8 protein-coding genes are annotated in these 10,342 nt (G+C 66.3%); 7 read left to right on the plus strand and 1 reads right to left on the minus strand.

Annotated features, from left to right (window positions below; translation table 11 throughout):
• Nucleotides 1-273 precede the first annotated feature (273 nt).
• The 3 genes from rpsU (at nt 274) to rpoD (ending at nt 4,528) form a co-directional block, all read left to right on the plus strand.
• Nucleotides 274-489: a 30S ribosomal protein S21 gene (gene rpsU, locus OP498_RS08250; protein ID WP_013333229.1), complete on the plus strand. Its 216-nt coding sequence runs from the start codon at nt 274-276 to the stop codon at nt 487-489.
• A gap of 127 nt (nt 490-616) precedes the next feature.
• Entirely contained in the window at nt 617-2,437 is a 1,821-nt protein-coding gene (gene dnaG, locus OP498_RS08255) for a DNA primase (RefSeq protein WP_280553207.1), read from the plus strand.
• Nucleotides 2,438-2,689: 252 nt separating this feature from the next.
• Nucleotides 2,690-4,528, plus strand: a complete 1,839-nt coding sequence (rpoD, locus tag OP498_RS08260) for an RNA polymerase sigma factor RpoD (RefSeq protein WP_280546038.1) — start codon at nt 2,690-2,692, stop codon at nt 4,526-4,528.
• A gap of 116 nt (nt 4,529-4,644) precedes the next feature.
• Here rpoD and OP498_RS08265 read toward each other — a convergent pair whose 3' ends face one another.
• Nucleotides 4,645-5,577, minus strand: coding sequence for a LysR substrate-binding domain-containing protein (locus tag OP498_RS08265; protein ID WP_280546037.1), 933 nt, complete (start codon nt 5,575-5,577; stop codon nt 4,645-4,647).
• A 168-nt stretch (nt 5,578-5,745) separates the two neighbouring features.
• Here OP498_RS08265 and OP498_RS08270 point away from each other — a divergent pair, with 168 nt between their 5' ends.
• The 4 genes from OP498_RS08270 (at nt 5,746) to OP498_RS08285 (ending at nt 10,250) form a co-directional block, all read left to right on the plus strand.
• Nucleotides 5,746-7,125, plus strand: coding sequence for an L-serine ammonia-lyase (locus OP498_RS08270; RefSeq protein WP_280546036.1), 1,380 nt, complete (start codon nt 5,746-5,748; stop codon nt 7,123-7,125).
• A gap of 293 nt (nt 7,126-7,418) precedes the next feature.
• Nucleotides 7,419-8,195 carry an ABC transporter ATP-binding protein gene (locus OP498_RS08275; RefSeq protein ID WP_280546035.1) on the plus strand — a complete coding sequence of 259 codons (777 nt, stop codon included), beginning with the start codon at nt 7,419-7,421 and terminating at the stop codon, nt 8,193-8,195.
• Nucleotides 8,192-8,938 carry an ABC transporter ATP-binding protein gene (locus tag OP498_RS08280; protein WP_280546034.1) on the plus strand — a complete coding sequence of 249 codons (747 nt, stop codon included), beginning with the start codon at nt 8,192-8,194 and terminating at the stop codon, nt 8,936-8,938. Before OP498_RS08275 ends, OP498_RS08280 begins: the two co-directional genes overlap by 4 nt.
• Nucleotides 8,939-9,029: 91 nt before the next feature.
• Entirely contained in the window at nt 9,030-10,250 is a 1,221-nt protein-coding gene (locus OP498_RS08285; protein WP_280546033.1) for an ABC transporter substrate-binding protein, read from the plus strand.
• Nucleotides 10,251-10,342 lie beyond the last annotated feature (92 nt).

Consider the following 10,342-nt stretch of genomic DNA (forward strand, 5'->3'; position numbering starts at 1 on the left):
ATGATGGCTCGGTGGTGCGTGGAAAGGCGGCATTCTACGCCTTTTGCCCCGCAGGCGCAGTGCGCAGGGCGGAAACGATTTGCACACCATCGATGTGGCGACTAGAATATTGACCGCTGCAAGACTGGGTCGTGCACCCAGGAGTGGCTTTCCGCTTTCACGCATCGTTCCGGTTCGCCTGGCGATTCCGGTGACCGTTGCGTGATGGCGAGTGGTCCTCGCAAGGTGTGCGTACAAACCGAACTCAAGTTACCCAAGGTAGGTGAGTGCTTAATGCCTTCTGTCAAAGTACGTGATAACGAGCCGTTTGACGTCGCGCTGCGTCGCTTCAAGCGTTCCTGTGAAAAAGCCGGTGTTCTCTCGGAAGTGCGTCGTCGCGAGCAGTACGAGAAGCCGACCGCAGAGCGCAAGCGCAAGGCGGCCGCGGCCGTCAAGCGCCATGCCAAGAAGCTTCAGCGTGAGCGCAAGCGTTTCGAACGGCTCTATTGATCCGTACTGGAGTCGGTAGGGGCATCCAGCCCCTGTCGTCTCAAGAGGGACGCCAAGCGGCCGCCTAACGGTGGCCGCTTGTTTTCGTCTCCACTCCTCTCTCTCGCTGGTCTCGCAGGATGTCCGAATGTCCGGTCAGATTCCCCAGCGCTTCATCGATGACCTCCTGGCCCGTGTCGACGTGGTCGAGGTGGTTGGCGAGCGCGTGAAGCTGAAGAAGGCCGGACGTAACCATTCGGGCCTCTGTCCCTTCCATCAGGAGAAGTCGCCATCGTTCACCGTCAGCGCCGACAAGCAGTTCTATCACTGCTTCGGCTGCGGCGCCCACGGCAATGCCCTGCGTTTCCTGATGGAGTACGAAAACCTGCGCTTTCCCGAGGCGGTAGAACAGCTCGCCGCGCGACTGGGCATGGAGGTGCCGCGTGAAGGGGCCGACGACCCGCGCGCCCAGGCCCGGGAGCGCAAGCGAAAGGAAGGGGTCAACCTGCTGGAGCTCTCGGCCAGCTACTATCGCGAGCGGCTGAAGATGCCGGAAGGGGAGGCCGCCCGCCGGTACCTGGCCGAGCGTGGGCTGTCGCCGGAGGTGCAGCAGGCCTTCGCCATCGGCTATGCCCCGGCCGGCTGGGAGGCGCTCAAGCGCCACCTCTCGGAGCGCGGCATCAGTGAGGCGGTGCAGATCGAGTATGGCCTGCTGGTGCATCGCGAGGACAGCGGGCGGACCTATGACCGCTTCCGCGACCGGGTGATGTTCCCGATCCGCGATATCCGCGGCCGGACTATTGCCTTCGGCGGGCGCGTGCTGGGCGACGCCAAGCCCAAGTACCTCAACTCGCCCGAGACGCCAGTGTTCCACAAGGGGCGTGAGCTCTACGGCCTCTATGAGGCGCGCCAGGCCAATTCGCGGCTCGAGCGGGTGGTGATCGTCGAGGGCTACATGGACGTGGTGGCGTTGGCCCAGTTCGGGATCCGCAATGCCGTGGCGACGCTTGGCACCTCGACCAGCGAAGAGCACCTGAGCCGGCTGTTCCGGATGGTCGGCGAGGTGGTGTTCTGCTTCGACGGCGACCGGGCCGGTCGCCAGGCCGCGGCCCGAGCGCTGGAGACGGTATTGCCGCAGATGATCGACGGTCGCCAGGCGCGCTTCATGTTCCTGCCCGAGGGGGAGGACCCGGATACCCTGGTGCGTCGGGAGGGCCCGGAGGCCTTCAAGGATCGCATCACCTGTGCCAGCCCGCTGTCGGAGTTCCTCTTCGATCACGCTGCCGAGGGGCGCGACCTGGCGACGATCGAGGCGCGCGAGCGCTTCGCCAGCCAGGTGCTGTCGGCAATCGGCAAGCTGCCAGAGGGGGTGCTCAAGTCGCTGCTGCTGACGGAGCTCTCGCGGCGCACCGGCGTCGACCAGTCACGCTTCGAGGCGCTGGTCACGCCCCGGGAAGTGCCGGAGGCCGAGCCGTCCCGCGCGGCGGATCCGGGGCGCGACGAGGCGCCTCGGCCCCGTCCGCAGCGCGGGGGCGGCCCGGCAGGGAGGGCGCTGAGCCTGATGGGGCGGGTGCTGCAGCTGCTGGTCCACGAGCCGCGGCTGGTGGAACGCCTGCCCGAGGAGAGCGACTGGTATCCCGGGGAGGACCCGGAGGCCCGGCTGTGCCACGAGGTGGAGCGGCTGCTGCGGGCGGGACGCTACCGCAGCGCCCAGGTGCTGCTGGCCCACTTCCACGGCACCGCGGAGGGCGAGCGGCTGGCCGAGCTGGCGCGCCGCGAGCTGCTCATCCCGCCGGGGGCGCGGGCCGCCGAGCTGGACGGACTGGTCGAGCACTTCCGTCGACACCGTCTCAGGCCGTCGCACCAGGAGGAAGTCGACGCCCTGCTGTCAAAGCAGCAGCGGGGAGAGCGGCTTTCGCAGGAGGAGCGCCAGCGCCTGATGGGACTGCTCTCCGAGCTCAAGGGGTGATGCAGGGGTGATGTAAGGCCCCGCCCCGCGGCAGGAAGTTGGCGGCGGGGTTGAATTTTCTCCTACGATCACCACATAGAAGGCAGTGCCTGAGAACGGCGCAACCTGACAACCTAACACACCTGAATGACTGCGCAAATACACCGAACTGGCAGAAAGGTGGTTTCACCCGCTATACTGTTCGGCTTATCGAGTTTTCACCGCCTCAAGTGCTTCAGGTGCTTCATTCTTCTTCGTCGAGATAGGGTTTCTATGGCTGGAAATGCGCAGCAGCAGTCACGTCTGAAGGAGTTGATCGCGCGCGGCAAGGAACAGGGCTTCCTGACCTATGCCGAGGTCAACGACCACCTTCCCGAGGATATCGCCGACCCGGATCAGGTGGAAGACATCATCGGCATGATCAACGACATGGGCATTAGTGTCGTCGAGGAAGCCCCCGATGAAGACACCCTGATGATGTCGGATCATTCCACGGACGAGTCGGCCGCCGAAGAGGCCGTCGCCGCTCTCGCGGCCGTGGAGAGCGACGTTGGCCGCACCACCGACCCCGTGCGCATGTACATGCGCGAGATGGGGACGGTGGAGCTGCTGACCCGCGAGGGCGAGATCGAGATCGCCAAGCGGATCGAGGAGGGCACCCGCGAGGTGATGTCGGCGCTGGCCTACCTGCCCGGTGCCGTGGATTCCATCCTCAATGCCTATGATGCCACCCAGGACGAGGAGGTCCCCGGGCGCCTCTCGGATCTCTTCTCAGGCTTCATCGATCCCGACGAGGGGATTCCCGGCGTGGCCGAGGCGGAGGTGCCAGAGGAAGAGCCCCGTGACGAGGCCGATGGCGACGACGAGGATGCCGAGGCCGAGGAGGAGGAGACGACTGGCGGCCCCGACCCCGAGGAGGCCCGGGCGCGCTTCGAGCAGATCCGCGGGCAGAACGCCGCGGCACAGGCCGCCATCGAGGCCCACGGACGCAGAGCGAAGGAGGCCCAAGAGGAGCTGGCGCGTCTCGCCCAGTTGTTCTCGCCGATCAAGCTGGTGCCCAAGCACTTCGAGCGCCTGGTGGGGCAGGTACGCATCGGCGTCGAGCAGGTGCGCGCCCAGGAAAAGGTGGTCATGCAGCTGTGCGTGAAGAAGGCGAAGGTGCCACGCAAGACCTTCATCAAGGCCTTCCCGGGCAGCGAGTCGAGCCCCGAGTGGCTCGACGAGTTCAGCGCCGCCAACCCGAAGTACGCGGCACGCTTGGCGCCGCTGCGCGGCGATATCCAGCGTGCCCAGCGCAAGATTGCCTTCGAGGAGGAGATGATCCAGCTTCCGGTGTCCGAGATCAAGGAGGTCAACCGCCGGCTCTCCATCGGTGAGGCCAAGGCGCGCCGGGCCAAGAAAGAGATGGTCGAGGCCAACCTGCGCCTGGTGATCTCCATCGCCAAGAAGTACACCAACCGCGGCCTGCAGTTCCTGGATCTGATCCAGGAAGGTAATATCGGCCTGATGAAGGCGGTGGACAAGTTCGAATACCGTCGCGGCTACAAGTTCTCGACTTACGCCACTTGGTGGATTCGCCAGGCGATCACTCGCTCGATCGCCGACCAGGCGCGCACTATCCGCATCCCGGTGCACATGATCGAGACCATCAACAAGCTCAATCGCGTCTCCCGCCAGATGCTGCAGGAGATGGGTCGCGAGCCGACCCCGGAAGAGCTTGGCGAGCGCCTCGAGATGCCCGAGGACAAGGTGCGCAAGGTGCTCAAGATCGCCAAGGAACCGATCTCCATGGAGACGCCCATCGGTGACGATGACGATTCGCACCTGGGCGACTTCATCGAGGACGGCACCATCCTGCTGCCCATCGACTCGGCGACCGGCGAGGGGCTGATCGAGGCCACCCGCAACGTGCTCGGTGGGCTTACCGCCCGCGAGGCCAAGGTGCTGCGCATGCGTTTCGGCATCGACATGAACACCGACCACACCCTCGAGGAGGTCGGCAAGCAATTCGATGTCACCCGCGAGCGGATCCGCCAGATCGAGGCCAAGGCGCTGCGTAAGCTGCGCCACCCCAGTCGCTCCGAACCGTTGCGTTCCTTCCTCGACGAGTAACCGCAAGAAAAGATAAGGATGGGGTGGGCATTGTGCCCCTCCCGAACGACAAGCCCCGCAGGTATCGCCTGCGGGGCTTGTTGCGTTGCGCTACCTTCTCGACGGCGCTCGTGACATCACGCCGGGTGTGTTCCTGCCGCACGGCGCGCCTCCTCGACGATCCAGTCATGCACGGCGGCCACCCGGCGATCATCCAGCGCGCCCGGGGCATGCACGATGCCGTAGTGCATGCCAGTGGGCACCCGCTGCGCGAAGGGGGCGATCAGGGCGCCGCTCTCCAGTTCACCGCGGATGAGGGTCTGGCGGGCGATGGCGACCCCCATGCCGGCGATGGCCGCCTCCATGGTCAGGTGGTTGCGGTTGAAGGTGTAGCCGCGGCGCAGGTTGAGGGGCGGGGCCTCGATGGCCTCCAGGTAGTGCTCCCACTCGGCATGCTCGTGGCTGCCGCGCCAGGCGGTGACGTCGTGCAGCAGCGGATACCAAGCCAGATCCGTGGGGTGGCGAAGGGAAGGGCGGCCCCGCAGCAGGGCAGGGGCGCAGACCGGGAAGATGTGCTCCTCCATCAGTGGCGTGATGGCGAGTCCCGGGGCGTGGCCGTCATTGAGGTCGAGGGCCAGGTCGAAGTCACCATCGCGCAGCGAGAGGCTGCTGTCCTCGGCCCTGACATGCAGTTCGATGTCGGGAAAGCGCGCCTGCAGCCGCGGCAGGCGCGGCATCAGCCACTTGTGCAGGAAGGAGGGCACCGAGCGCAGCCGGATCACCCCGCTCATCACCCCGCTGCGCAGCCGCCGCACCTCCAGGCCCACGGCCTGGTAGGCCTCGTCCACCACCGCGGCCAGTCGTCGCCCCTCCTCGGTCAATTCCAGTCGCCGGGGCAGGCGACGGAACAGCTTGAAACCCAGCCGTTCCTCCAGCTGCTTGATCTGTTGGCTTACCGCGCCGGTGGTGACATGCAGCTCCTCCGCCGCCCGGGTGAAGGAGAGGTGGCGGGCGCTGATGGCGAAGACCTTCAGCCAGGCGTGGGTCTGGGCGTGCAGGAGTCGGCTCATGGTTTAGCTGGGCTATACTGTGGGCGAGATATTCTGGTTTGCCGCCGGGGCAATGCCGCATCAGCATAGAGCCTACGTCAATCCAAGGCCAGCAACGTTCAGTAGTGCTGAACCAGGAGGCTGCGACGCTCCGCCCCGGCCACCCCGTCAGTCACGTGAGGTTCTTCCATGGCAATCAGCGTCTTCGACCTGTTCAAGATCGGCATCGGGCCCTCGAGCTCCCACACCGTGGGGCCGATGGCGGCGTCTCACGAGTTCGTCCAGGTGCTGAAGCGTCGCGACCTGCTGGAGCGCGTGACGCGCCTCGAGATTCACCTGCATGGCTCGCTCTCCGCCACCGGCAAGGGCCATGGCACCGATCGGGCGGTGGTGATGGGACTGATGGGCGAGCATCCGTCGCATATCGACCCGTCCATCGTCGCCCCGCGCGTCGAGGCACTGCTCGCGTCTCGGACCCTGCAGCTCGACGGCCACCAGGCGATCCCCTTCCACTGGACCCAGGACCTGCAGTGGCATGACGAGAGCCTGGCGTACCATCCCAACGCCCTGACCCTGGTCGCCCACGGGCACGGTGACACGCTCTATCGCAACGTCTACTACTCCGTGGGGGGCGGCTTCGTGGTCGACGAGGCCCAGGCGCGCTCCGGTGAGTTGGACAGCGACACCACGGCGCTGCCCTATGATTTCCATTCCGCCGCCGAGCTGATGGCGCTGTGCCGTATGCACGAGCTACGCATCAGCGAGCTGATGCTGGAGAACGAGAAGGCCTGGCGCAGCGAGGCCGAGGTGCGCACCGGCCTGTGGAAGATCTGGCAGGCCATGCAGGCCTGCGTGCAGACCGGGCTCGCCGCCGAGGGCGTTCTGCCCGGCGGGCTCGAGGTCCGGCGCCGGGCGGCCTCGCTGCACCGGCGACTGCTCGCCATGGACGGCGATGACAGCCTGATCGCTTCGACCTTCTCGGCCATGGACTGGGTCAACGTCTTCGCCCTGGCGGTGAACGAGGAGAATGCCGCCGGTGGGCGCATGGTCACCGCCCCCACCAACGGGGCGGCGGGGATCATCCCGGCGGTGCTGCACTACTACATGAAGTTCCAGCCCGAGGCCTGCGAGCGGGAGGTGGTGGACTTCCTCCTCACCGCCGGGGCCGTGGGTATCCTGTGCAAGAAGAATGCCTCCATCTCCGGCGCCGAGGTTGGCTGCCAGGGCGAGGTCGGCTCGGCCTGCGCCATGGCAGCCGCCGGCCTCGCCGAGGTGATGGGCGGCAGCGTGGGCCAAGTCGAGAATGCCGCGGAGATCGGCCTGGAGCACAACCTGGGGCTGACCTGCGACCCGATAGGCGGCCTGGTGCAGGTGCCTTGCATCGAGCGCAACGCCATCGCCTCGGTCAAGGCCATCAATGCCGCACGCATGGCCCTGCGCGGTGACGGCGAGCACTTCGTCTCCCTGGACCACGTGATCCGCACCATGCGCGACACCGGCGCCGACATGCAGGAGAAGTACAAGGAGACCTCCCGCGGCGGCCTGGCCGTCAATGCCATCGAGTGCTGACGGCCGCCCGGCAGCATCGGCCTCGAGCCAGAGCAGGCGCGATGCCCCGCCAGGGGCATCGCGCTTTTTTTACCTGAGATTGTTTGCAAACTATTGATCACGCGGGCGTCTACACCATTGGTCGAGTTCGACGCTTCTCCTGTTGCCGTGCCGCGGCCAGTCCTCTAGCTTACGTTAACGTAAAGTGTCATCCGGGCTCTCGATACCGGAACCGTCACGACAATGATAACGGCCGACAATAACGACAATAGCATTCATGGCGGATCGCCCGAGCGATCCAGAGAGGACCCACCATGACCCAGGAGTTCATACTGGAAACTCGCGGGTTGACCAAGGAATTCCGCGGCTTCACCGCCGTGGACGACGTCAACCTGCAGGTCCGGGAAGGGCACATCCATGCCCTGATCGGCCCCAACGGGGCCGGCAAGACCACCGTCTTCAACCTGCTCACCAAGTTCCTGCCGCCCACCCGCGGCGAGATCCTCTATCGCGGCAAGCCGATCACCAACATGCGGGCCAACGAGATCGCCCGGCTCGGCCTGGTGCGCTCCTTCCAGATCTCGGCGGTGTTCGCCCACATGACCGCCATGGAGAACGTGCGCGTGGCGCTGCAGCGCCGCCTCGGCACCTCCTTTCACTTCTGGAAGTCCGAGAAGAGCCTCGAGCACCTGAATGAGCGGGCCATCGAGCTGCTCGACGAGGTCGGCCTCAAGGAGTACGCCGACGTGCTCACCGTGGAGATGCCCTACGGGCGCAAGCGGGCGCTGGAGGTGGCGACCACCCTGGCGCTGGATCCCACGGTGATGCTGCTCGACGAGCCCACCCAGGGCATGGGCGCCGAGGATGTCGACCGCATCGTCGAGCTGATCCGCCGGGTCTCGACGGGCCGCACCGTGCTGATGGTGGAGCACAACCTCAGCGTGGTCAGCCGGCTGTGCGACCGCATCACCGTGCTGGCCCGCGGCAGCGTGCTGGCCGAGGGCGACTACCCGACCGTCTCCCGCGATCCCCAGGTGCGCGAGGCCTACATGGGCAGCGATGCCGCGGCGGAAGAGGAGGCCAGCGCATGAGCCAGGCAGCCGAGAACGTCACCGAATACCACGACCTGGACGGCGCCGAGATGCTGCGGGTCAGCGACCTGCACGCCTTCTACGGCGAGTCGCACATCCTCCACGGCGTCGACTTCGACGTGAGGCGCGGCGAGCTGGTGACGCTGCTGGGGCGCAACGGCGCCGGGCGCAGCACCACCCTCAAGGCGATCATGAACATGGTCGGCCACCGCACCGGGTCGATCGTCATCAACGGCACCGAGACCCTGGCCATGAAGCCGCACCGCATCCCGCGGCTGGGCATCGGCTACTGCCCCGAGGAGCGCGGCATCTTCTCGAGCCTCGACGTCGAGGAGAACCTGCTGCTGCCGCCCACGGTGCGCAGCGGCGGGATGGGGATCGACGAGATATACGCGATGTTCCCCAACCTCTACGAGCGGCGGCGCAGCCAGGGCACCCGGCTCTCCGGCGGTGAGCAGCAGATGCTGGCCATGGCGCGCATCCTGCGCACCGGCGCCCGCATGTTGCTGCTCGACGAGATCACCGAGGGGCTGGCGCCGGTCATCGTCCAGGCGCTGGGCGAGGTGCTGGTCAAGCTCAAGGAGCGCGGCATGACCATCGTGCTGGTGGAGCAGAACTTCCGCTTCGCCGCGCCGCTGGCCGACCGCCACTTCGTGATGGAGCACGGCCGCATCATCGAACAGATCAGTGCCGCCGAGCTGCCCTCGCGGCGCGAACACCTCAACTCCCTGCTGGGGGTATGACGGCTTGCCGTCCTCCCGCAGTTCATCCACCGCAATGCAACTCGCATCGACAACAACAAGCAGCCCCTCCCGGGGCCACGGAGATGACACCATGACCTTCAACCGAAAGACGCTTGCCAGCAGCATCGCCCTCGCCGCCGCCACCCTGATGGCCAGTGGCGCTCAGGCACAGATGAGCGACAACGAGGTACGCATCGGCTACCTGGCTGACATGTCCGGCACCTACCGCGACCTGGCGGGGCCGGGCGGCCTGGCCGCGCTGGAAATGGCCGTGGAGGACGTCGGTGGCGAGGTGAACGGTGCCCCGATCGAGGTCTTCAGCGCCGATGACCGCAATAGCGCCGACGTGGGCGCCAATACCGTGCGCGGCTGGATCGACCAACGCAACGTCGACCTGGTCGCCGGCCTGGTCGCTTCCTCGGTGACCATCGCCGTGACCAAGGTGCTCGAGGAGAACAACGGCCTGGGCATCGTCTCCGGCTCTGCGGCCTCCAGCATCACCAACGAGCACTGCACCCCCAATCACATCCACTGGGTCTACGATACCTACCCGCTGGCCAACGGCACCGCCAAGGCGGTGGTGGAGCAGGGTGGCGACACCTGGTTCATGCTCACCGCCGACTATGCCTTCGGTCATGCCCTTGAGGGCGACGTGACCAAGGTGGTGGAAGACAACGGCGGCACCATCGTCGACACCATCCGCCATCCGTTCCCGACCAACGACTTCTCGTCCTATATCCTCCAGGCTCAGGGCTCCGGCGCCAAGATCGTCGGCCTGGCCAACGCCGGTGCCGACACCGTCAACGCCATCACCACCGCCAGCCAGTTCGGCCTGACCCAGTCCGGCCAGCAGCTCGCCGGCCTGCTGATCTTCCTCAACGACGTCCACGCCATGGGCCTCGAGGCGACCCAGGGGCTGCTGCTCACCACCGGTTGGTACTGGGACATGGATGAGCAGGCCCGCGAGTGGTCCGAGCGCTACTTCGAGCGGGTGGGCAGGATGCCGACCATGGTCCAGGCCGGCATCTACTCCAGCACCATGCACTACCTGAATGCCATGGCCGAGGTCGGCACAGACGACCCCATGACCGTCAAGGCGAAGATGGCCGAGACGCCGGTCAACGACTTCTTCTCTCGCAACGGCCGCATCCGCGAGGATGGCCGCATGGTCCACGACATGTACCTGGCCCAGGTGAAGTCCCCGGAGGCGTCCACCGGTGAGTGGGACGTCTACGAGATTCTCGCCACCATTCCCGCCGAGGAGGCCTACCGGCCGCTCTCCGAGAGCCAGTGCAAGCTGGTCAACAACTGATTGGAAGCGGAATCGGGGGCGGGCGCGGCGGCCCCCCCGCGAAAGGGGGGGCCCTGACCTGACCAGGGGCGTTTAAACAACGACGCGGCCCC

The organism is Halomonas sp. 25-S5, assembly GCF_029889845.1.
Classification (GTDB): domain Bacteria; phylum Pseudomonadota; class Gammaproteobacteria; order Pseudomonadales; family Halomonadaceae; genus Halomonas.